Origin of the sequence: Paenarthrobacter sp. CCNWLY172 (assembly GCF_037402035.1) — a bacterium.
Classification (GTDB): domain Bacteria; phylum Actinomycetota; class Actinomycetes; order Actinomycetales; family Micrococcaceae; genus Arthrobacter.
In genome coordinates this window covers 129211-150207 of record NZ_JBBEGB010000010.1, presented here as the reverse complement: position 1 = coordinate 150207, position 20997 = coordinate 129211, and the positions used below count along the sequence as shown (strand labels likewise).

General features: G+C 62.6%; 27 protein-coding genes. 15 read left to right on the top strand and 12 right to left on the bottom strand.

The genetic code is table 11. The features are described 5' to 3' along the window. Positions 1-41 precede the first annotated feature (41 nt). From WBN73_RS16585 to WBN73_RS16550, 8 genes are all read left to right on the top strand, one after another. On the top strand, positions 42-365 hold the full coding sequence (locus WBN73_RS16585; protein WP_337340785.1) for a hypothetical protein: 324 nt from the start codon (positions 42-44) through the stop codon (positions 363-365). Continuing rightward, complete coding sequence (locus WBN73_RS16580) at positions 340-786, top strand: Asp23/Gls24 family envelope stress response protein (protein WP_207596021.1); 447 nt, start codon at positions 340-342, stop codon at positions 784-786. The genes WBN73_RS16585 and WBN73_RS16580 overlap by 26 nt, the downstream gene beginning before the upstream one ends. Then, a complete protein-coding gene (locus WBN73_RS16575) occupies positions 783-974 on the top strand; it encodes a DUF2273 domain-containing protein (RefSeq protein ID WP_089593421.1) in 192 nt (63 codons plus the stop codon). The genes WBN73_RS16580 and WBN73_RS16575 overlap by 4 nt, the downstream gene beginning before the upstream one ends. Continuing rightward, entirely contained in the window at positions 971-1351 is a 381-nt protein-coding gene (locus WBN73_RS16570) for a hypothetical protein (RefSeq protein ID WP_207596022.1), read from the top strand. Before WBN73_RS16575 ends, WBN73_RS16570 begins: the two co-directional genes overlap by 4 nt. After that, entirely contained in the window at positions 1348-2013 is a 666-nt protein-coding gene (locus WBN73_RS16565; protein ID WP_207596023.1) for a DUF6286 domain-containing protein, read from the top strand. The genes WBN73_RS16570 and WBN73_RS16565 overlap by 4 nt, the downstream gene beginning before the upstream one ends. After that, positions 2010-2621, top strand: coding sequence for a hypothetical protein (locus WBN73_RS16560; protein WP_207596024.1), 612 nt, complete (start codon positions 2010-2012; stop codon positions 2619-2621). Before WBN73_RS16565 ends, WBN73_RS16560 begins: the two co-directional genes overlap by 4 nt. Positions 2622-2720: 99 nt before the next feature. Further along, positions 2721-3056, top strand: a complete 336-nt coding sequence (locus WBN73_RS16555) for a hypothetical protein (RefSeq protein WP_207596025.1) — start codon at positions 2721-2723, stop codon at positions 3054-3056. A 157-nt stretch (positions 3057-3213) separates the two neighbouring features. Continuing rightward, positions 3214-3900, top strand: coding sequence for a DNA alkylation repair protein (locus WBN73_RS16550; protein WP_443193267.1), 687 nt, complete (start codon positions 3214-3216; stop codon positions 3898-3900). Between the two features lie 30 nt (positions 3901-3930). Here WBN73_RS16550 and WBN73_RS16545 read toward each other — a convergent pair whose 3' ends face one another. After that, a complete protein-coding gene (locus tag WBN73_RS16545; RefSeq protein WP_207596026.1) occupies positions 3931-4332 on the bottom strand; it encodes a helix-turn-helix domain-containing protein in 402 nt (133 codons plus the stop codon). Between the two features lie 251 nt (positions 4333-4583). Here WBN73_RS16545 and WBN73_RS16540 point away from each other — a divergent pair, with 251 nt between their 5' ends. The 4 genes from WBN73_RS16540 (at position 4584) to WBN73_RS16525 (ending at position 9118) form a co-directional block, all read left to right on the top strand. Beyond that, positions 4584-5930, top strand: a complete 1347-nt coding sequence (locus WBN73_RS16540) for an ABC transporter substrate-binding protein (protein ID WP_089593427.1) — start codon at positions 4584-4586, stop codon at positions 5928-5930. 96 nt (positions 5931-6026) lie between these two features. After that, positions 6027-6992 (top strand): carbohydrate ABC transporter permease, encoded by a 966-nt coding sequence (locus WBN73_RS16535; RefSeq protein ID WP_207596027.1) that lies wholly within the window; start codon positions 6027-6029, stop codon positions 6990-6992. Continuing rightward, the gene (locus WBN73_RS16530; protein ID WP_089593429.1) at positions 6989-7951 is read left to right on the top strand and encodes a carbohydrate ABC transporter permease; all 963 of its coding nucleotides are present in this window, start codon (positions 6989-6991) and stop codon (positions 7949-7951) included. Before WBN73_RS16535 ends, WBN73_RS16530 begins: the two co-directional genes overlap by 4 nt. 114 nt (positions 7952-8065) lie before the next feature. After that, complete coding sequence (locus tag WBN73_RS16525) at positions 8066-9118, top strand: LacI family DNA-binding transcriptional regulator (RefSeq protein ID WP_207596028.1); 1053 nt, start codon at positions 8066-8068, stop codon at positions 9116-9118. Positions 9119-9127: 9 nt separating this feature from the next. Here WBN73_RS16525 and WBN73_RS16520 read toward each other — a convergent pair whose 3' ends face one another. From WBN73_RS16520 to WBN73_RS16500, 5 genes are read right to left on the bottom strand one after another with little or no spacing between them, the layout of a single operon-like run. Beyond that, on the bottom strand, positions 9128-10084 hold the full coding sequence (locus tag WBN73_RS16520; RefSeq protein WP_207596029.1) for a hypothetical protein: 957 nt from the start codon (positions 10082-10084) through the stop codon (positions 9128-9130). A gap of 31 nt (positions 10085-10115) precedes the next feature. Then, the gene (locus WBN73_RS16515) at positions 10116-10922 is read right to left on the bottom strand and encodes an exodeoxyribonuclease III (RefSeq protein WP_089597124.1); all 807 of its coding nucleotides are present in this window, start codon (positions 10920-10922) and stop codon (positions 10116-10118) included. A gap of 60 nt (positions 10923-10982) precedes the next feature. Further along, positions 10983-11549 (bottom strand): HdeD family acid-resistance protein, encoded by a 567-nt coding sequence (locus tag WBN73_RS16510; RefSeq protein ID WP_207596030.1) that lies wholly within the window; start codon positions 11547-11549, stop codon positions 10983-10985. Between the two features lie 26 nt (positions 11550-11575). Then, positions 11576-12202, bottom strand: a complete 627-nt coding sequence (locus WBN73_RS16505; protein WP_207596031.1) for a response regulator — start codon at positions 12200-12202, stop codon at positions 11576-11578. Then, positions 12199-13392 carry a sensor histidine kinase gene (locus WBN73_RS16500; protein WP_207596032.1) on the bottom strand — a complete coding sequence of 398 codons (1194 nt, stop codon included), beginning with the start codon at positions 13390-13392 and terminating at the stop codon, positions 12199-12201. Before WBN73_RS16500 ends, WBN73_RS16505 begins: the two co-directional genes overlap by 4 nt. 179 nt (positions 13393-13571) lie before the next feature. Between WBN73_RS16500 and WBN73_RS16495 the strand changes: the two genes are divergently transcribed. Together WBN73_RS16495 and WBN73_RS16490 are read left to right on the top strand one after the other, a co-directional pair. Further along, on the top strand, positions 13572-14156 hold the full coding sequence (locus WBN73_RS16495; protein ID WP_207596033.1) for a GlcG/HbpS family heme-binding protein: 585 nt from the start codon (positions 13572-13574) through the stop codon (positions 14154-14156). Positions 14157-14175: 19 nt separating this feature from the next. After that, positions 14176-14907, top strand: a complete 732-nt coding sequence (locus tag WBN73_RS16490; RefSeq protein WP_443193269.1) for an ankyrin repeat domain-containing protein — start codon at positions 14176-14178, stop codon at positions 14905-14907. On the opposite strand, the gene WBN73_RS16485 is transcribed toward WBN73_RS16490, so the two are convergent. From WBN73_RS16485 to WBN73_RS16475, 3 genes are read right to left on the bottom strand one after another with little or no spacing between them, the layout of a single operon-like run. Then, on the bottom strand, positions 14908-16122 hold the full coding sequence (locus WBN73_RS16485) for an acetyl-CoA acetyltransferase (protein ID WP_337340787.1): 1215 nt from the start codon (positions 16120-16122) through the stop codon (positions 14908-14910). Continuing rightward, the gene (locus WBN73_RS16480) at positions 16119-16805 is read right to left on the bottom strand and encodes a CoA transferase subunit B (protein WP_207596035.1); all 687 of its coding nucleotides are present in this window, start codon (positions 16803-16805) and stop codon (positions 16119-16121) included. Before WBN73_RS16480 ends, WBN73_RS16485 begins: the two co-directional genes overlap by 4 nt. Positions 16806-16825: 20 nt before the next feature. Then, positions 16826-17542 carry a CoA transferase subunit A gene (locus tag WBN73_RS16475; protein WP_337340788.1) on the bottom strand — a complete coding sequence of 239 codons (717 nt, stop codon included), beginning with the start codon at positions 17540-17542 and terminating at the stop codon, positions 16826-16828. A gap of 176 nt (positions 17543-17718) precedes the next feature. Here WBN73_RS16475 and WBN73_RS16470 point away from each other — a divergent pair, with 176 nt between their 5' ends. After that, positions 17719-18480, top strand: a complete 762-nt coding sequence (locus WBN73_RS16470; RefSeq protein ID WP_337340789.1) for an IclR family transcriptional regulator — start codon at positions 17719-17721, stop codon at positions 18478-18480. On the opposite strand, the gene WBN73_RS16465 is transcribed toward WBN73_RS16470, so the two are convergent. The 3 genes from WBN73_RS16465 to WBN73_RS16455 are packed head-to-tail and all read right to left on the bottom strand — an operon-like array spanning position 18473 to position 20969. After that, a complete protein-coding gene (locus WBN73_RS16465; protein ID WP_280626317.1) occupies positions 18473-19045 on the bottom strand; it encodes a GNAT family N-acetyltransferase in 573 nt (190 codons plus the stop codon). The two genes, WBN73_RS16470 and WBN73_RS16465, sit on opposite strands and share 8 nt — an antisense overlap. Before the next feature lie 56 nt (positions 19046-19101). Continuing rightward, on the bottom strand, positions 19102-19740 hold the full coding sequence (locus tag WBN73_RS16460; RefSeq protein WP_207596039.1) for a response regulator: 639 nt from the start codon (positions 19738-19740) through the stop codon (positions 19102-19104). Beyond that, entirely contained in the window at positions 19728-20969 is a 1242-nt protein-coding gene (locus WBN73_RS16455; RefSeq protein WP_337340790.1) for a sensor histidine kinase, read from the bottom strand. Before WBN73_RS16455 ends, WBN73_RS16460 begins: the two co-directional genes overlap by 13 nt. Between the last annotated feature and the right edge of the window lie 28 nt (positions 20970-20997).

Below are 20997 nucleotides of genomic sequence, written 5' to 3'. Positions count from 1 at the left end.
AAGTGGGCACCAGCTCTGCCCCAACCACAGTTGGCGGGGCTGTGGGCGGCAACCCGGAGGACATCGAAAAAGCTAAGCAGGAACCGTCCCGGACGCAGGGCAAAGTGCGGGAAGAGTTGAAGGCGTCTGTCGAAAAGTTGAGGGCCTTCACGGAGGCAGTCGGCTCGGACCTCAGCAAGTATGGTGACGGGCAGTTCGAAGAGCTGATGAAGCCTATCCAGGACTGGATGGAAAGAACTGCCAGTAGTCGCCGCCGCGCGCACTCCCTTCTCTCCAACGCTTCTCCCAAAGCGTCGGAGCTAGACGCTAGGGTGGTACTCAAGAGAAGGGGAGTGCTCCATGGAAGACCAGAACGTGCAGCTTGATCCTGTGCCCGGGGGCGAGATCCTGGGTACTGGACGCACCATCATCTCCGAGGCGGCGGTTGCCAAGGTTGCCGGCATTGCTGCCCGCACGGTACCGGGCGTCTACTCGTTGGGTTCGGGTCCGTCCCGTGCGCTCGGTGCGATCCGCGACGCCGTCGGGAGTTCCGACCACGCAGCAGGCGTGCGCGCGGAAGTCGGCGAGACCCAAGTAGCCGTGGACATCAATCTCGTTGCCCTCTACGGGCACCCCCTGCACACTGTTGCCAACCAGGTCCGGAGTGCCGTTTTCCGCGCTGTTGAAGAACTTGTGGGCCTCCAGGTCATTGAGGTCAACATCGAGATCAATGACGTCTACGTGGCTCCGCCGGTCAAACCTGCGGGAAGCAAGCCAGCCGTCATGGAAAGGGAGGTACTCCAGTGAGCATGACCGTTGTTGGAATCGCGATCGGCGCCTTCGTAGCATTCATGTCCCTTTCCTTTGGACTGTGGGGATTCCTGATCTCACTGCTCTTCATGGGCATCGGAGCGCTGCTCGGCAGGGCCGCCGACGGAAAACTGGATCTCCGCAGCGTCCTGGACGCCATTACGGGCCGGCGCTCTTCGTCATGAGCGTGGCTGAGGCTGTGGACTCCACCAGCAGCCTGGCCGGCCACAACCGGATCAGTACCCAGGCTTTGACATCCTTGGCGCGCGCCGCCGCCTCCGAGGCTCTCGGCGTTGAGGCCCATGACATCCGCGCTGATTGGGCGGACGACGACGGCCTGCTGGCTTTGTCGATCGTGGCACCCATCAGCATCCCGGCTTTGACCGAGGTCCTGCGGGACCCGTCGCGCGTCCAAGGCTTCGGCGGCTCCATCTGGGACCGTGCAGTTGCTGCCAAGGCCGCTGTTCTTGAAACGGTCACACGACTCAGCGGATCCCAGTTAAGCAGGGTGGACATCAGGATCAGCGGAGCCCACATCACGGAGGGAGGCCGCGTTCAGTGACACAGGACCAGGAAACCCAGGACCGTAAAACCCGGGATCAGCAAGCTCAGTTGGAGGGATTTGCAGGAGCTGGACCGGTGGCCGGCGAAGACCCCGAAATGAGCCGAATCCTGCGCCGTGAAACCCACTCTTCCCGGGCCGCTGCTGCCGCCATTGCCGCCGTCCTGGTCATTGTTCTCTGCCTCTATGCCCTGCTCGAGGCAGGCGTGCGGGCAATCGGTCAACCACCGTGGCTGATCGATCCCACCACTGCGGCTGGGCGCATCATCGCTCTCCCTGAAGGTATTTCCCCACTGTTGCTTGGTGCCAGTGGCGCCGTAGTTGCCATGGTGGGATTGTTCTTCTTCCTGCTCGCAGTGTTGCCCGGCAGGCGTGCCCGTCATCTGCTCAGGGACGCGCGTACCGCCGTCGTGGTTGATGACGAAGTACTCGCCTCAGCGCTGGCACGTCGGGCACGAACTGCTGCGAACGTTACCCAGGAACAGGTCATGGTGATCGTTTCCCGGCAGCTGGTGGTGGTCAATGTGAGGCCTACGTCTGGCAGCCGGGTGAGCGAGGAGGCGGTGCTGGCAGCTGTGCAAGCGGAACTTGAAGAGATGTCTCCCGTACCGATGCCTTCTGTGCGGGTCAACCTGGCGTCGTCGGGGGTGATTGGCGCGTGAACGGAACACCGCGGGCTCTTAACCGTGTGCTGTTGTTCATCATCGGAGCGAAACTCCTGGCCGTAGGAGTGCTTCTCCTGCTGCTGGCCACCGTGCCCGCCGTTGCGGCTTGGTGGCATGGCTGGTCCGCCGCTGCCTGGGCAGGGATGGAAAATGCCTTCCGCCAAACGCGCTTCCCCGGTCGTGAGGAAAGCTGGTTGTGGATTGTGGCCGGGGCCGTCCTGGTGGCCATCATCATCGCCATGATCGCCTGGCTCTCGCAGCAAGGTAAGGGCCGGGCCAACCTCCTGGTCGCCAGCGATGACGACAGCCACATCAACGGAGAAGTACGGATCGGTGGCGGCGTCGCCGAGCAAGCGCTGCGGGCGGCACTCGCTGGGAGGACCGACCTCGCGGCCGCCTCGGTGGCAACCTATGAGGTACGGGGAAGGCCAGGCCTGCGCATCCGCATTCAACCCAGGCAAGGAGTTGCGCCGCACCTACTGGCCGCTGAGATATCACAGCTGGTGGAAGCATTGGACCTGGTCATCGGCCAAAAAACCCCAGTGCTGGTACATATGGTTTCCGGTGCGCGGTCCAGGTTTACCAAGGCGGAGCGCGTCCGCTGATATTGCAGAACGCAACCCCAAGCCCATAAGTTGAATCCAAGGGGGAAAACCTCCATTGGCACGCTACGTCACATATCCGACCGTAAAGAGGAGAACACCATGAGTGAAGAGACCACGGGAGCCGAAGCGGTGAACGGCGCAGCAGGAAACGCCAAGGATACGGCAGGTCAAGTGCTTGGGAATGCCAAGGAATTCGCGGGTGAAGCTGTAGAGAACGTCAAGGAATTCGCCGGTGATGCTGCTGGTAATGTTAAGGAATTCGCAGGTGACGCTGCTGAAAATGTCAAAGAATTCTTCTCCGGCGATGTGGGAGAAAATGCCAAGGAATTAGCGGGGGACGTCGCGGAGAAATCCAAGGAAATTGCCGGAGATGTCGCCGAAAACGTCAAAGAACTGGGTTCGAAAATTGCCGGTTTGCTGAAGGGCGACAAGTAGCAATTCCACAAACGGGATGGCAGTTCGCAGCCGCCGCGGAATTCCGCGCGGAAGTGGACTGCCATCACGCTGTTCGGGTCCAACGGCCGGTTCGAACCTGGCAACCCGGCACGAACCTAGTAACCTGAGGTCCATACGCTATGGACAGGAGAGCGCAGTGGCTGGAACAACGGTGCTCGACACCACGGTGGCCGGGCTCATGGCCGAGTTGGCGGCGCTGGAAGAGCCCCGTGCGCGGGAAATCAACGAAAAACACGGCGACGACCACGGGGTGAACCTCAGCAAGTTGCGCGCCGTCGCGAAGCGACTGAAAACGCAGCAGGAGCTATCGCGTGAATTGTGGGCCACGGGTGACACCGCGGCCAGGCTGTTGTCCCTGCTGATCTGCCGTCCCAAGGCCTTCGAGCGGGACGAGTTGGACAGCATGCTCCGGGAAGCACGGACCCCCAAGGTGCACGACTGGCTGGTGAATTACGTTGTCAAAAAGAGTCCGCACTCCGAAGCACTGAGGGTGGCCTGGTTTGCCGACGCCGATCCTGTGGTGGCCAGCGCTGGGTGGGCACTGACATCGGAACGTGTTGTTAAGAAGCCAGACGGACTGGACATTGTGGTCCTGCTGGACATTGTCGAGGCCACCATGAAGGACTCGCCGGACCGGCTCCAGTGGGCCATGAACCAATGCCTTGCCATGATCGGGATTGAATTTCCGGAACACCGGGCCAGGGCCCTGGACATCGGTGAGCGTTTGGAGGTCCTGAAGGACTATCCCACGCCGCCCAACTGCACCTCACCGTTTGCGCCCAGCTGGATCAACGAGATGGTACGGCGCCAGGCTGGTAAATGAGCCAGGCCGGTAAATGAGGCCGGCCCGAATTCAGCCTCTGTTACGGTGCATCATCCGGTACGTGAGCTCAGCGAGGAGTTCTTCGTCGGAAAGGTGAGACGCCCGGGCAATGGGAGCTGCAGGGACGGCGACGCGCGGAGGTCCCTGCCGTGGTTCGTCTCCCGAGCGCATGTCGTCGGGAGTGATCATTTCCGGAGCAAACGTCGATTTTCCCTTGAGGACCTCTGAGACGGATCCTGCACGCCAGCCCAGCGCATGCTCAAGCTTGCGCTGGTTGATTTCCTGGGTGCGCCGCGTGCCTGATTCCAGGGTCCGGACGGTCTTGATGGCGGTACCTGCCTGCTTGGCCAACTGAACCTGGCTTAATCCCTGGGCCAAGCGTTCTTCTTTGATCAATCGGCCGATGGTCTGCAGTGCTTCAAGTTCATCCACACTTCCTATTTTTCCATAGGCAACATTGGGTAACCAAATCGAAACCGGCTCTGGCCGACAGGGGTGACCACTCAAATGCCCCTTAACAGAGCCTCGCGGCAGCCTTCCCTTCGAGATCGGCAGGTTACTTGGTATCGATGCGGTTACGTTCGGTGTAAGCGCTTGCATTTTGGCGCCCATTCTAGCTAGTGTGAGCGTCACCACATCAATTGCGCCGCCGAATCACTTGTACTCAGCAAGGAGTCTTTAGCATGAAGAAAACCAAGTACCTGCTACCGGTCGCAGCCGCCGGTGTTCTGGCACTTACCCTTTCCGCCTGTAGCGGAGATGGAGGCGGCGGGGGATCAACCGCAGGCTCGGATGATTGCTCCGCTTACGAAAGCTACGGAAAGCACGACGGCAAGACGGTCTCCGTCTATTCGACGATCGTAGACATTGAGGCAACCAACCTCGAGGAATCCTGGAAGCAGTTCGAAGACTGCACCGGCATCACCATCAAGTACGAGGGCAGCAAGGAATTCGAAACGCAGATCGGCGTTCGTGCCCAGTCCGGTACCGCCCCCGATGTCGGGATCTTCCCGCAGCCCGGCCTCCTTGCCACCCAGGCCCGGGCCGGTTACCTGAAGCCCGCTCCGCAGACCGTTTCCGACCTCGTGGACAAGAACTGGTCCCCGGACTGGAAGAAGTACGGCACCGTTGACGGCAAGTTCTACGCCGCTCCGATGCTGGCCAACGTCAAGGGTTTTGTTTGGTATGCGCCCAAGACCTTCAAGGACAAGGGCTGGGAAGTCCCCAAGACCTGGGACGAAATGATCGAACTGTCCAAGAAGATCGCCGCGGATGACAAGAACATGAAACCGTGGTGCGCTGGTTTCGAATCCGGTGAGGCTACGGGTTGGCCCGGCACGGACTGGATCGAGGACGTGGTTCTGCGCGAACACGGCCCCGAGGTCTACGACCAGTGGATTACCCATCAGATTCCGTTCAACGACCCCAAGATCGTCGATTCCTTCAACAAGGCCGGCGACATCCTGCTCAACCAGGACATGGTTAACGGCGGCTTCGGTGACGTCCGCTCGATCCTGAGCACCGGTTTTGCCCAGGCCGGCCAGCCGGTCCTTGACGGCACCTGCGCCATGCACCACCAGGCCAACTTCCAGGCCGCCAACTGGCCTGCAGGAACCAATGTTGCTGAAGATGGCGATGTCTGGGCCTTCATCACTCCGCCGATCGACGAAAGCAAGGGCAAAGCAGTCACCGGTGGCGGCGAAATGGTGGGCGCCTACAAGGACACCCCTGAGGTCCAGTCCTTCCTGGCATACCTGGCCAGTGCCGACTTCGCCAACAACCGTGTCAAGCTCGGCGGCGTGGTCAGTGCCAACAAGGGCCTGGATCCCGCCAACGCCCAGTCCGACCTCGACAAGCTGACTGTCCAGATCCTCCAGGACCCGGACACCGTCTTCCGTTTCGACGGCTCGGACCTGATGCCGAGTGCCGTAGGTTCCAACTCCTTCTGGAAGGGCATTGTGCAGTGGATCAACGGCACGTCCTCCCAGGAGGTTGCCAACAGCATCGAATCCAGCTGGCCTAAGAGCTAACTCCCAAAGTGCTGCCTCCCCTGGCTGGTTTGCCCAGCCGGGGAGGCAGTGCTTTTCCCGGTACTTAGTGATTCACTCACGCCCCGGAGGTTGGGTATGGAATTTATTGGAGAAAAACTCCTACAAGTAGTGATAGCCCTGGCGATATTCGCAGCGGTCATCGGCCTCATCATGTTGCTGGTGGACAGGGCTCCTAAATCAGTCAAAGACAAGGTCACGGTGGCAGGCTTCCTTGCTCCTGCCGCCATCCTGATGCTCGTGGGCCTGGTCTATCCGGCCATCCGCACGTCAATGCTCGCTTTTACGGACGCCGGCGGAAATGCCAACGGATTCGACAACTTTGTGTGGATGTTCACGCAGCCCGAGGCGCTGACCACGCTCCGGAACACGGTCATCTGGACAGTCCTGGTTCCGCTGCTGTCGACGAGCTTTGGCCTTGCCTACGCTGTGTTCATTGACAAGGCCCGCGGCGAGCGGGTGCTGAAGTCGCTGGTCTTCATGCCGATGGCAATTTCCTTCGTGGGTGCCGGCATCATTTGGAAGCTCGTGTACGACTACCGTGGTCCCAACATCGAGCAGACCGGTGTCATCAACTTCTTCAGGGTTGCCTTGGGGATGGATCCCAAGCAGTTCCTGCTGGATGCCCCGGAAAACACCATCTTCCTCATCATCGTGATGGTCTGGATCCAGACCGGTTTTGCCATGGTGATCTTGTCCGCGGCCATCAAGGGTGTTCCGGTGGAACTCATCGAGGCAGCCCGCCTGGATGGCGCCAACGCATGGCAGCAGTTCCGCAACGTCACCATTCCCGGCATTCGTGGAGCCCTGGTGGTGGTGCTGACCACCATTACCATCGCCACTCTGAAGGTCTTCGACATTGTCCGGACCATGACCGCCGGAAACTACGACACGTCCGTGGTAGCCAACGAAATGTACACGCAGGCCTTCCGCGCCGGTGAGCCGGGACGTGGTGCCGCTTTGGCCCTGATCCTGTTCCTCATGGTGCTGCCCATCGTCGTGTACAACGCTCGAGTCCTTCGCAAGCAAAGGGAGATCCATTGACAGCCACGCCAGCCCCGAAAGAGGCCTCGAAGGCCACCCGGCAGCGTCCTGGATCCGACCCCACAGAGGACGCCCAGCCGATCATGCGGCGCGTCAAGACCAAGCTCACCTCCAAGTGGGCAACGGCGGCAGCGGTCATTATCGCCGTCGTATGGTCTGTGCCGACGTTCGGCCTCTTTGTCACCTCGTTCCGTCCTGCCGCCAAGCAGGTCGGTCCCCGGTCCGACGGCTGGTGGAATGCCTTCGTCGACTGGCAGTTCACGTTCAAGAACTACGCCGACGTCCTGACCCCGGCGGGTTCGCAGTCAGCCAACCTTTCCCAGTACTTCGTCAACTCCATAGCGATCGTCATCCCGGTCACCATCTTCGTGCTGGTGCTGGCATCCATGGCCGCCTATGTGTTCGCTTGGGGAAAGTTCAAGGGCCGCGATGCGTTGTTCATCTTCGTCTTCGCCCTGCAGATCATTCCGCTCCAGATGGCGCTGATTCCGCTCCTGCAGTTCTTCACGCAGACCTTGCAACTCCCGGCTGGTTCATACGCGCAGCTGTGGATCGCCCACACCATGTTCGGCCTTCCGCTGGGCATCTTCCTGCTCCACAACTTCATCTCCGAAATTCCCGGTGAAGTCATCGAGGCAGCAAGGGTGGACGGTGCCGGACACAGCACCATCTTCTGGCGGATTATCCTGCCGCTCTCCGTTCCGGCGCTTGCCTCGCTGGCGATCTTCCAATTCCTGTGGGTCTGGAATGACCTCCTGGTGGCGTTGGTGTTCTCCGGTGGCACGGCGGACGTTGCTCCGATTACGCAGCGCTTGGCGGAGCTCTCGGGTACCCGCGGAGCCAGGGACTACCTGAACCCGGCGGCCGCCTTTGTCTCCATCATTGTCCCGCTGCTGGTCTTCTTCGGCTTGCAGCGCTACTTTGTGCGCGGCCTGCTGTCCGGCGGCCTTAAGGGCTAGAAATTTGAAGCTTCGGTTACGCAGCGCATTACGCGGCTGCGTAACCGAGGGCTTCAAACCACAAACAGACACTTAAGGTATAGGCGGAGCAACGGCGGCCGGAGAGGGGAGCCTGTGTCAAAAACAACGGGTAGATCCCAACGCGGTGGCCATACCGGCGTCAGTATTGAGGACGTCGCTGCAGCTGCCGGAGTCTCGACGGCCACCGTCTCACGGGCCGTGCGGGGGTTACCTCGGGTTTCTCCGGCCACTCGCGAAAGAATCCTCGAAGTAGCCAGTTCACTCGGGTATGTGGCGTCGTCGTCAGCGTCAGGCCTGGCCACCGGCCGTACGCGCACCATCGGTGTGCTGGCCCCTTTCGTGAGCCGTTGGTTCTTCTCAAAGGCCATCGAGGGTGCGGACCGTGAGCTGCATTCCCGCAAGTACAATCTCTCGCTGTTCAACCTGGGGGGCCACGGGAGCAACCGTGAGCGGCTCTTCAGTTCCACCATGGTCTACAAACAAATCGACGCCCTGTTGGTGCTGTGCATGTCCTTGACCGCGGAAGAGCTGGAACACCTCCACAAGATCGATATCCCGCTGGTTGTGGTGGGCGGGCACGTTGAGGATTGTGCGTACATCGGCATCAACGATTACGACGCCGCGTCCACCGCAGTGCGGCACCTCCTGGACCTGGGCCACAAGGACATCGCCCTGCTCCACGGCGACGACGAAACGGACCTGAACTTCGACGTACCCCGCGTGCGTATCCGCGCCTTCCAGGAAGTCATGACCGACGCCGGACTGGAGGTCCGGCCCGAATGGGACCAATGGGGCGATTTCACCGTTGCCAGCGGCCAGCAGGCCTTCAACCGGCTATGGAACCAGCCCGGACGCAAACCGACAGCTATTTTCTGTTCGTCGGACGAGATGGCGATGGGCGTCATTTTTGAGGCCGGCCGCCACGGCGTCAGGGTGCCTCAAGACCTCTCAGTGATCGGCATTGATGATCACGATTTCTCGGCCTCCATTGGCCTGACTACAGTGGGCCAGCGCCCCGACAACCAGGCCGAACTCGCCACGAAAATGCTGCTGGACGAGTTGGACGGCAACCCGGAAGCCGTGCATTCGGAAGTGGCTCCCCACGAGCTGATCGTGCGCGAGACAACCGCCCCACCCGGCGCATAAAGCCGCCGGCTAGGAGGCCCGCGCCAGCTGCCGGATGGGGATCCAGCGCGAGGCGAGCCTCCGGTATGCAGCGGCCGCACCGGTCATGTCGCCCTCGGCGAGGCATTCGATGCCCAACCGCACGTCCATGGGGGACTCGTCCGGATACACCTTGTCTGCCACTGCGCCGTAGTCCAGCTCCACCATGGACTGGATATGAAAGAGTTCCAGCCATTCGGTGAGCTGCGTCAGGTCATCCAACATGTCCAGGTCCGGCGCAGCCAAAGCCAAGTGGGCCACGGCGAAGCGTGCACGGTCCAGGGCCTCCGTGAGGGGAGTCCACACCCGGACGGTGAGAATGCGCCCTTCAGCCTCCACTACGTCCTTGCGGTCCGACTCGGCGAAGAGCGAGAACCAGCTGAACGGGATACCCCACGTTGAGGCCCGGGTATGGACGCGCTTTGCATCTTCCCCGGCATTGATTCGATCGATTCTGACCTGGTGCTTGTCACGTTGCGAGACGGGAATGAGGAGGTCGGCCAAGGGACTGTGCACACCGTCCATGAGCGCGTTGGCTGCCAAGCCAGCCCGAATCACCAGTTGGCTGGGGCAGTAAAGCAACCGTCCGGCGTCGTGCCCTTCCTGGGCCGATGCCGCACTGTGGTGGGACGCGGCAGCTCCGTCCGCCGCGGCTGCTTGGTCTGTTCCAGCTTCGTCCGGCGTTGCCGCGTGACGTCCGGTGGGAACCCGCGTCATGCGCACCAGGTCGGTGCTGCCGGTGGGGAACGGGTCGCCGCCGGAACGTGTGATGCGGCCCAGCGAGGCTTGCAGCTCCGCATTTTCGACGGCGGCCCGGGAACCACTCTTGCTGCCCTTCGCCACGAGCTGGCGCTGCTGTTCGGGCGGGAACGCTTCGAGGGGCTCGTAAATGCGCAGCGATGAAGAGAAGGGCAGCCCTGCCTGGCCCCGATACAGGTTTCCAGTCATATCAGCTGCCCCTTTCGTTAGTGATGTGTACTCAGTTTGCGAGCTCCACGATCACGGGAGCGTGGTCCGAAGCGCCCTTGCCCTTGCGTTCCTCGCGGTCAATGGAGGCGCCGGTGACCCGCGAAGCCAGTGCCGGGGATGCGAGGCAGAAGTCGATCCGCATGCCTTCCTTCTTGGGGAAGCGCAGCTGCGTGTAGTCCCAGTAGGTGTACACGCCGGGGCCCGGAGTGTAGGGACGGACGACGTCGGTAAATCCTGCGGCTTCGAACGCGTGGAAGGCGGCGCGCTCTGGTTCGGAGACGTGGGTGTAGTTGTTGGTGCGGAACAGTTCGATGTCCCACACGTCGTCGTCGAACGGGGCAATGTTCCAGTCACCCATGAGGGCGATCTGCGCAGTGGGATCGGACTTGACCCATTCAGCGGCATGGCCCTGAAGGACATCCAGCCATTTGATCTTGTACGGCATGTGTTCGTCGTCCAGGGAACGGCCGTTGGGGACGTAGAGGCTCCAGATGCGGATGCCGCCGCAGGTAGCGGCGATGGCGCGGGCTTCCTGCGCGGGATCTTTGCCGGCCTTGCCGAACGCAGGCTGGTCCAGGAACGTGCGTTCAACATCTTCCAGCCCCACGCGGGAGGCGATGGCAACACCGTTCCACTGGTTCACACCGAAGTGGGCAACCTCGTAGCCCATACGCTCGAAGAGCTCCCACGGGAAGTTTTCGTCCTTGCACTTGGTCTCCTGAATGGCCAGGACATCGCAGTCGCTTCGCTCAAGCCAGGCTTCAACGCGGTCTGCACGGGCGCGGAGGGAGTTCACATTCCAGGTAGCTATCTTCACAGCCACTAACTTACCGAACTTGGCGCTGAGCGCATCCCCTGACGGCTTTTTACCGCGACCTTAGTGGCCATACAGCGGCTCCGTGTTGGCCAGTTTGCGCAGCCCGATGCCGGAGGCGATGAGCAGCAGGCCCATCACCATCGCGAACCCTGCCAACATCCACACCAGGCTCAGGAAGCCCAAGCCCGGATTCACCAGCACAAAGATGCCGAAAACGGTGGTGATGAGGCCGGTCAGGAACCAGATTCCCCAGTTGCGGACGAAATTCCTGGCGGCCAGGGACAGGACGATTTGCGAGAGACCCAACACCAGGGCCCACAGCCCGATGAGGACGCCCACTGCGGCGGCCGTAATTCCCGGCCAGGCAATGGCCAGGATGCCGGCAGCAATGGAGATCAGGCCGCCCACTATGGTCCAGCGGGACCGGCCTGCGGGGTCGTAGAAGTAATGCGCCACGCTGGTGATGCCGTCAATGATCGCGAAGACCCCGAACATGACAATCACCACGAACGCCGTAGCGCTGGGCAAAGCAATAATCAACAGGCCAAAAACAATGGCGAGGACTCCCCGGACGATCAAAGCCGTTCCCGGGGTTTTGAACATTTTGCGATCCGCTGCGTCCGACATAGGGCCAGAGTAGCCAACCGCGTCTCCTACCGCATCCCCTCGCGGCGGATAGCTGTGGCGATGGCCGCTGCCCGCGTCTCGACGCCCAGTTTGGCGTAGATGTGGGCGAGGTGGGTCTTGACTGTTGCCTCCGAGATGAAGAGACGTTTTCCAAGGTCACGGTTGCTGAGGCCTTCGGTCAGCAGGCTGAGCAGTTCGGCCTCGCGCGGGGTGAGGATTTCGTCCGGGTTCCGCAGTTGTTGGAACAGCCGGGAGGCCACCGGAGCGCTCATCACACTCTTTCCCTGCACAGCTCCTCGAACCGCCGCGAAGATCTCCTCCGGGGCAGCATCCTTGAGCAGATAACCCATGGCGCCGGCGTCTACGGCACGGACGATGTCTGCGTCCGAGTCGTAGGTGGTGAACACAATGATCGCCTGCTTGGGGGTTCGCTGGCGGAGCTGTTTGATGGCTTCGATGCCGTCCATCCCGGCACCCATGGCCAGGTCCATGAGGACGACGTCCGGGGCATGCTGCTGCGCCGCTTCCAGCGCTTCCTCACCGGAGGCGGCTTCCCCGACGACGGCGATATCGGCTTGGGTGCCCAACAGCGCCGTGAGTCCGCTCCGGACTACGGTGTGGTCGTCCACGAGAAGCACGGAAATGCGGGTCACAGGGCCTCCTCCTTTGAGCCATTAGTGGGTTGTGCGGGCGGCCCGACCGGCAGCTGCGCCGCGATGATGGTGCCCTCGTCCGGCGTGCTCTCCACAGACAATTCTCCGCCCAACTGTTCCACGCGTTGCCGCATGGCCCGAAGCCCGTATCCTCCGGCTTCCGACGGCGGAGGTACCGTTCCGGGATCAAAGCCGCGGCCGTCGTCGTACACGTCCAATGTGACCGCAGACGGAAGGTACCCAAGGGTCACGCTGGCGTGGTTCGCGCGGGCATGAAGTTTGATGTTGGCCACTGCGCTCTGGGTGACGCGCAGCAGGGCGTGCCGCACCTCGGAAGGGAGAGGCCGCGGATCTCCGGTGACTTGGACGCGGATGGTCTCCACATATTGCCGTGCTGCGTGCTCCAGGGCCTCGGGGAGGGGCCCGGATTCCAGGCCGGGCGCGGAGAGTTCGTGTACCAGGCTGCGGGTATCGGCGAGGTTGCGTCGCAACAGATCCGCAGCTTTGCGCACATCCTGGTTCGAAGCAGGAGCGGGCCAGGAGCGTTGGGCTGCTTCGAGGAGGAGAAGGCTGCTGGCCAGGCCCTGGGTGACGGTGTCGTGGATTTCCCGGGAAACACGCTCGCGCTCGGCGGCGACTCCGGCTTGCCTCTCGCCGGCGGCAAGCCGTTCCTGGTCGCGCTCAATCTTGTCGTAAATCAACGTGAGCAGGGCGCCCGCGGCGAGCGGACCCAGCAGCATCGCGATGTCTGTCCAATCGCTCATCCGGAAGAGTCCGACGGCGGTGGCGGCCGCCGTCGCGCCCCCCGCCACATAGGCCGCCCACCCGCGGAAAGCGGTCCGGGTAAGGAAAAAGATAGCGAAGGAACACCACGCGAAGCTGGGGGCGGCGATGACGAGCGCCGCCCACGCCGCCACCAGGACGATCATCCACGGAATCCATAGCCGGCGAGGCTGGCCGGGTTGCCGCCGGCCACGTTCCCGTCGCCGGGCCAGCACTGCTGTGACCGTGTAAAGGACACAGACGGTTCCAGCCAACGCCACTGTCCAGAGGTTGTCGGCGGGGGAGTGCCGCATGACGTAGCGGACCGCTGAAGCGACCATCAGGACGGCGAAGCCCAGATGCACCACAGCATCGATCCGGCCATCGAAGCGAATGCTCGGCGCCGGCTGTGGAGGGGCAGTTGGCATCTTCCCATGCTAGATCCCGCGCGGGCATTGGTCTCTCCACCTTTTGGCTGATACCGATGACGGAAAGGCTGAGCCCGGGAACGGCGACCGGGCGATGTGGCGTTGAGGACGTCCGCGGAAGCATGGAGATGTACCCGATACGAACCACTGCACCCGACGCTCACCACTAGGAGAACCCCGTGAAGAAGTCCCGTAAGATGATCGCCGCCGCCGCTGCCGGAGCGCTGCTGCTCACCGGTGGTGTGACTGCCGTGGCCAACGCAGTGTCACCCGCAGCTGCGCCGGCTGCCGCACAGGCCGCCCCCGTGAAAGTTGCCGCAGAAGTACAGCCGGCACCGGAGAACGTCGTAGCCCAGAACCGTATCTCCGTGGGTGCTTCGAGCGCCGCCGTCAACGCCGCGCTCGCCAAGTGCCAGGCAGACAAACTGCCGTTCGTCACCGTGGCCCTGGTTGACCGTTTCGGCACCGTCCAGGCACTCCTTCGCGGTGACAACGCCGCCGAGCACACCATCGAAGCCGCCAAGCAGAAGGCCTACACGGCCGCAGCCTTCGGTGCTCCCACCAGCGAGCTCGCCAAGCGCATCAACGGCAACGGCCCGTCCATCGCCGACCTCCCCGGCACCCTGTTCCTGGCCGGCGGCGTCCCGCTCAAGGTCAACGGCGTGTCGGTGGCCGGCATCGGAGTCGGCGGAGCACCCGACGGCGCACTCGACGAAGCCTGCGCCACGGCCGGTGCTGAAGCCTTGGCCGCGGCAGCAAAGTAGCCTCGACGGTATGAGTTCCATGAAGGCGCGCGGCCTGGCCGGTTCGGTGATCGGTGCAAGCGTACTGGTCGCCGGGCTCATGGCTGGCTGCGCGCCGTCGCCCCCGCCGTCCGTCACAGCCAGTCCGGGCACGACGGCGGCCTTACCGTCCGGCGGTCCGGTCCCGACTCCCGCAGCCCCCCACTCGACCGCAGCGTCGACCCCAAGTCCCGGCCCGGCGTCGTCGGCTGCTGTGCCTCCCCGACTGTCACCCGAGGCCCAGAGGGAAACCGACCGACTCCTGATCCTCGCCGCGAAAGCCAATGACGCTGCGAGGGTTCGTGAACTCATCGCGGCCGGCGGAAACGTCAATGCCAAGGACGATATCCAGGACTCCGCCTTCCTCTACGCGGGTGCGGAGGGTTTCAACGAGGTCCTGCAGCTGACCTTGACCGCGGGCGCGGATGTTCGCAGCACCAACAGATACGGCGGCACGGCGCTGATCCCTGCGAGCGAGCACGGGCACACGGAAACTGTCCGGATTCTGATCGCAGCAGGTGTGCCCGTAGACCACATCAACAACCTGGGCTGGACTGCCATGCAGGAAGCCATCCTGCTCAACAACGGGGGACCGAACCAGCAGGACGTGGTCCGGCAACTTCTTGCAGCCGGTGCCAACCCAAATATCCGCGACCCCCAAGGCCGAACCGCCCTGCAGAACGCAGAGCGGCTCGGGTTTACGGAGATCGCGATGCTGATCCGGAACCGGTAACTACACGGCTTCCAGCACGCTCACGTAGTTGGCGATGCCGACGCCGCCCATGTTCTGCACGGCACCGCGCCGTGCATTCGGAAGTTGCATGTCCCCCGCAGTGCCCGTGAGTTGCATGGCCGCGATGACATGTTGCGACACGCCCGTGGCGCCCACGGGGTGTCCCTTGGCCTTGAGCCCGCCGGAGACGTTGACGGGCAGCTTCCCGTCCTTGTATACCCAACCCTCCTGGACGGCGCGCGCCCCTTCGCCGCGAGGTGTGAGCCCCATGGCCTCGTACATGATGAGCTCGGCGATGGTGAAGCAGTCGTGCACCTCGGCGAAGTCCAGGCCCTCAAGGCCCACACCAGCCATGCCCAGCGCACGCTCCCACGAAGCCCTGGTGGCGGCAAACTCGGTGGGATCCCGCTTCTCCGCGGGGAAGAAGTCGTTCGCGTGACCAAACCCGGCAAGGCGCACAGGTGCCGTAGCGCCGCCGGTCGCCGACGTTGACAGCACGACGGCGGCGGCACCGTCCGAGACCGGCGAACAATCCGTGCGGCGCAAAGGCTCGGCCACCATGGGGTTCTTCTCGGAAATGGTCCGGCAGAATTCCTCGCCGAAGTCGCGATGCATCTGGGCGTACGGGTTGTCCATGCCGTTCCGGTGATTCTTGGCGGCAATGGAACCCAGGACATCGCCGAGGCCGCCGGGGTACTTCGCGGCGTCGATGCCGGAACCGTAGCGCTTCCCGTAATGCTTGGCCACCTCCGCGAACAGGCCCGTGAATCCTGTGGAGGACGCCTTGCCCGCCATCTCGTACGAAGCGCCCAGGAGGGCTGCCCCCACCACATCCGCTCCGGCGTCGGTCATTTTCTCTGCGCCGATCACCAGGACGTTGCGCGCGGTTCCGGCGAGGACAGCCTTGACGCCCTGCTGGAAGGCAGCCGATCCGGAAGCGCACGCGTTCTCAGTACGGGTAGCCGGAACGTTGGCCAAGTCCGCTGAAAGCTGGAGGGCCAGGGACGACGTGAAGCCCAAAGGCTGCATGCCGGAGTTGAACTGGCCGAGGTAGATCTCGTCAATGTCCTTGGGGTCGAGTCCCGAATTCCGAATGGCTTCGCCGGCCACCTGGACGATCAGCGACTCCAAGGTGTCATCCGTGAGCTTGCCGAACTTGCTGTGTCCCCATCCCGTGAGCAGGATGTCTTTGCCGAACTGGTCTTTCAGGCTCATGCGTTGGCTCCTTCAAGCGTTTGTTCTTCAGAGGTGAGCGCTTCCGTGAACTCTGCGTCCGTCTTGCTGCGGAGCTCCTCCACCGTGACGCCCGGGGCGAGGCGGGTCAGCAGAAGGCGGGTGCCGCCGTCGTGCGTTTCTTCGATGTCAAAAACGGCGAGGTCCGTGATGATCCGGTCAACGCACCGGAGGCCCGTCAGCGGCAAAGTACATTCGCGGACGATCTTGGCCGTGCCGTCCTTGGCATTGTGCTCGGTGAGTACCACCACACGCGGTGTTCCGGCCACCAGGTCCATGGCTCCGCCCATGCCCTTGACCATCTTGCCGGGGATGGTCCAGTTGGCGAGGTCGCCGGACCCGGAGACCTGCATGGCTCCCAGGATGGCCACCTTCACGTGACCGCCGCGAATCATGCCGAACGAAGTAGCGGAGTCGAAGATGCTGCCGCCGGGGGTGATGGTGACGGTCTGCTTGCCTGCGTTAATAAGGTCGGCGTCTTCCTCGCCCTCATACGGGAACGGGCCCATGCCGAGCAGGCCATTCTCGCTCTGGAGGACCACCCGCACGCCGTCGGGCAGGTTGTTGGCCACCAGCGTGGGGATGCCGATGCCGAGGTTGACGTAGTCGCCGTCGTTCAGTTCTTCGGCCGCGATGGCGGCCATCTGGTCACGTGTCCATGCCATGGTGAATGCTCCTTTTGCTTCTAAACCGTGAGGGCTTCGGCACGCTGCCGGACCGTGCGCTGTTCGATGTCCTTGACCCGTGCGGTCGCCTGGACCAGCCCTTGCACGTAAACACCGGGGGTCACAATGTGGTTGGGGTCCAGCCCGCCCGGCTGCACAATGACCTCGGCCTCGGCGATTGTGACTTTCCCGGCAGTAGCCACCACAGGGTTGAAGTTGCGGGCGGTGTAGCGGTAGATCAGGTTGCCGTCCGTGTCGGCCGTGTGGGCGTGAACCAGCGCGACGTCGGCGGTGATGGCGCGCTCGCGGACGTACGTGACGCCGTCGAACTCTTCCAGGGGCTTGCCTTCGGCAACCAAAGTTCCCACACCGGTGCGCGTGTAGAAGGCGGGGATGCCGGCGCCGCCGGCGCGGAGGCGTTCAGCCAGGGTGCCTTGCGGCGTGAATTCGACCTCGAGTTTCCCCGCAAGGTACTGCTCGGCGAAAAGTTTGTTCTCGCCCACATAGGAAGCTATGACCTTCCGGACCTGGCCGGCCTCGATCAGGACGCCGAGACCCTTGCCATCCACCCCCATGTTGTTGGAAACGATGGTGAGGTCCTTGGCACCCGATTCCCGGACGGCATCGATCAGGTCTGCGGGGATTCCGCTCAGGCCGAAGCCCCCGACGGCGATGGTCAGGCCGTCTGCCATCAGGTTATGCAGCGCTTGGGCTGCGCTCGCGTACATGGTGGACATTCCGAACTCCTCGTCGAGCTTTAGATGGTGCGTCCACTTTGTGGACTTCGTTCACTTAAGACTGAGCCTAGGTTCCTTGAGGGATGCATGCAACGGAGCGCGGTGTTGGCTACTCATGGTGTGGACGCTAGGCTCAAGGGTGTCCATATTATGGATGAAATCTTCAGGAGGGTGCTGTGGCGGTACAAGGAGCGCAGGTTGTCGGCCGGGTGGCGCAGTTGCTGCGGCTGGTGGGCCGCAAGCCGGAAGGCATGTCCCTTGCTGGCCTGGTGCGCGAATCCGGGTTGACGCGGCCAACAGTGCACCGGCTGCTGACCTCGTTGGCTGCCGAAGGTTTGCTGGAGCACGACGCCGGCAAGTGGGTGCTGGGGCCGGAAATCTTCCTGCTGGGCTCCGTAGCTGCGGCCCGTTTTCCCATGGAAGACATTGCACGCCCGTCGCTGCGCAGACTGGCAGCGGAAACGGGAGAGAGCGCGTTCTTCTCCATCCGCCGGGGGACCGAGACCATCTGTGTCCTGCGCGAAGAGGGCTCATTTCCCGTGAGGTCGTTTGTCCTGCACGAAGGGGTGCGCTTCCCGCTGGGGGTGGCTTCTGCGGGGACCGCGATCATGGCCTTCCTGCCCCCGGACGAGCAGGAATCACTGCTGAAGGACTGGGGTTCGCATGCTGGCGACTTTGCCGCGGGGCACCCCGCGGAGGTGGTGCGGGACAACCTGGAAAATACACGGCTGGCTGGCTACTCCGTCAATCCGGGCCTGATCCTTGAAGGCAGTTGGGGAATGGGAGCCGCGGTGTTCGACCAGCAGGGCCGGCCGGCGTGGGCTCTCTCCCTGACCGGGATTGAGCCCAGGTTCCGTCCGGACCGCCAGGAGTTTCTGGGCAGGCTGCTGTTGGAGGAAGCGCACCGGATGACGGCAAGGTTGCAGGGCGCTAGTTGAGATCCAGGCGCATCAGGACCCTGGGGAAGCCGTTCAGCACCGAGGTGGTTTCGGCGACCTTCTTGAAGCCGGCCTTCTCGAAGAGCCTGCGGGTACCAACATACGCCATGGTCAGATCCACCTTGCCGCCCTTGTTGTCCACGGGATAACCCTCAAGCACGGGAGCGCCGTGGCTCTTTGCGAAGTCGATGGCCCCTCGCAGGAGTTCATGGGAAATGCCCTTGCCGCGATGCCCCGGCCGCACCCGGATGCACCACACCGACCACACCTCGGCGTCGTCAACATGGGGGATCTTCCGGTTCTTCGCGAAACTGGTGTCCGCACGCGGGTGGACCGCTGCCCACCCGACTACTTCGTCGCCGTCGTACGCCAAAACACCGGGAGGCGGGTCCTCTGAGACCAGCTTCTTGACGTAATTTCCGCGCTCCTGTTTTTGGAGTTCCTGGTTCAGTTTCGACGGGATCCTGTAGCTCAGGCACCAGCACACGTTGGAGTCGGGACTCTTCGGCCCCACCAAGGTCTTCACGTCATCGAACACCGTCGCGGGGCGAACCTCGATAGCCATGCGGACATCCTGTCATCGGGGCTGGATGCAGGCAACGGCTTTGAACTTTCACGAGCTCAGCTTCGGAGGTAAGCGAGCACTGCCAACACTCTCCGATGCCCCCGGTCCATGGCGGACAATTGCAGTTTTTGGAAGATATTGCCGATGTGCTTGCTCACAGCAGTTTCAGTGACCACCAGGCGGGCTCCAATGGAGACGTTGTCCAGTCCTTCTGCCATGAGGCCAAGGACTTCGCGTTCCCTTGGGGTCAGAGTGCCCACCGGATCACCGGCACCGCGGCGGCTCATCAGCTGGGAGATCACTTCAGGGTCCATGACGGTTGCGCCGCCGGCAACCCGCCGAAGGGTGTCGGTGAACTCGGCAACCTTGCCCACCCGCTCCTTCAACAGGTAACCGAGTCCGGCCGCACCCTCGGACAACAGGTCACCGGCGTAGCGGTCCTCCACATACGCGGAAAGGACCAACACCGGAAAACCGGGCCTGCGGCGTCGAGCTTCACGTGCTGCCACAAGGCCTTCATTGGTGAATGTGGGAGGCATCCGCACATCCAGAACGGCGGCGTCTGCATCGTCCAGGACAGCCAGGAAGTCGACTGCGTTGTCCACGGCAGCGATCACATCGAAGCCTTCGCTCTTGAGGAGAAGTGACAAGCCTTCCCGGAGGAGCGCGTCATCCTCGGCAATCACAACCCGCACGGCAGCTCCACCTTTACCGTTGTTGGTCCGTTGGCCGGGCTCTGAAAATCCAGGACGCCCTCAAAAGCAGCCGCCCGGCGTCGAATTCCTGCAAGCCCGCCACCCGGACGTTCCACGGCTCCGCCATGGCCGTTGTCCTCCACCGAGATCAGGAGGCGATCAGCAGAGGGGTCCCGTTTGACCACCACGGACATTCGGGTGGCGGAACTGTACTTATTGGCGTTGGTCAAGGCTTCGGCAACGATGAAGTAGCTGGCTGATTCCAGTGCAGCCGGTACTCGGTGCAGATCCGAGACCATCAAATTGCAAGGGATCGCTGAACGTCCCGTCAACGCAGAGAGCGCGCCTTCAAGGCCAAGTTCCTCCAGGATCGGCGGGTGAATATCGTGAACCGCCGTCCGTAAGCCCGCCAGAGCCTCGGTGGCCGCTTGCTGGGCCCTACGGACGTGGGGGAGTGCGTCGTCGGGACTCTTTTCAAGAGTTCGCTCGGCCAGCCCCAGCATCATGACCACGCCCACCAAGCGATTTTGCGCGCCGTCATGCAAATCGCGCTCAATCCTTTTGAGCTCTGCTGAATGCGCATCCAACGCAGCGGCACGGCTGGCAGTCAACGCCGTCACCCGCTCGGCCAGGTACGAGCTCGCAGGAAGAGACAGCAACTTCCCCTGCACCCAGGCAAGCCCAGCGGCGGCTCCCGGGATCAACCACCAGGAGATTACTGCGTACCCGGCTCCGATCAACAGCATCCACCAAGCACCGCCCCACGACGTTACTGGATAGAGGCTAACCACTGGTTGATCCACAGGAAGGAGGTACCAGTAGGTGGGAATGAGCAGCGAGTTCAAGGCGCCAAAAGGGAATCCGATACACAAGAGCGCCACGATCGGCATTCCCAGCCCATGAGCCACCAACCATAACAAGTCCCGGCCAGTGCTGCGGGAAAAGACCAAGCGGAGGCGCTCTTCGAACGACGGGTTGTTGGGAATGGGAGCGTAGCTTTCGGTTACGGGCGCAGCTGTGTAGCTGAATGTTCGACGGCGGGCCAATGCCGCCCACCAGCGCAAGCCGGCTACCGCCCTGGGCGCAACGAGCCATCCTCCACTGAAGAGGAACAGCGGAATGAGGAGCGCAGAAACCATGAACATGCCCATGGAAATGATGCTGGTGAACAGCTCGCCAACAAGATAACCGTAGGCACGCAGCCATCGCCGAAAACGGGGTTTGATCATGACCCCAAGTCTGCCGCAGCGGCTGGAG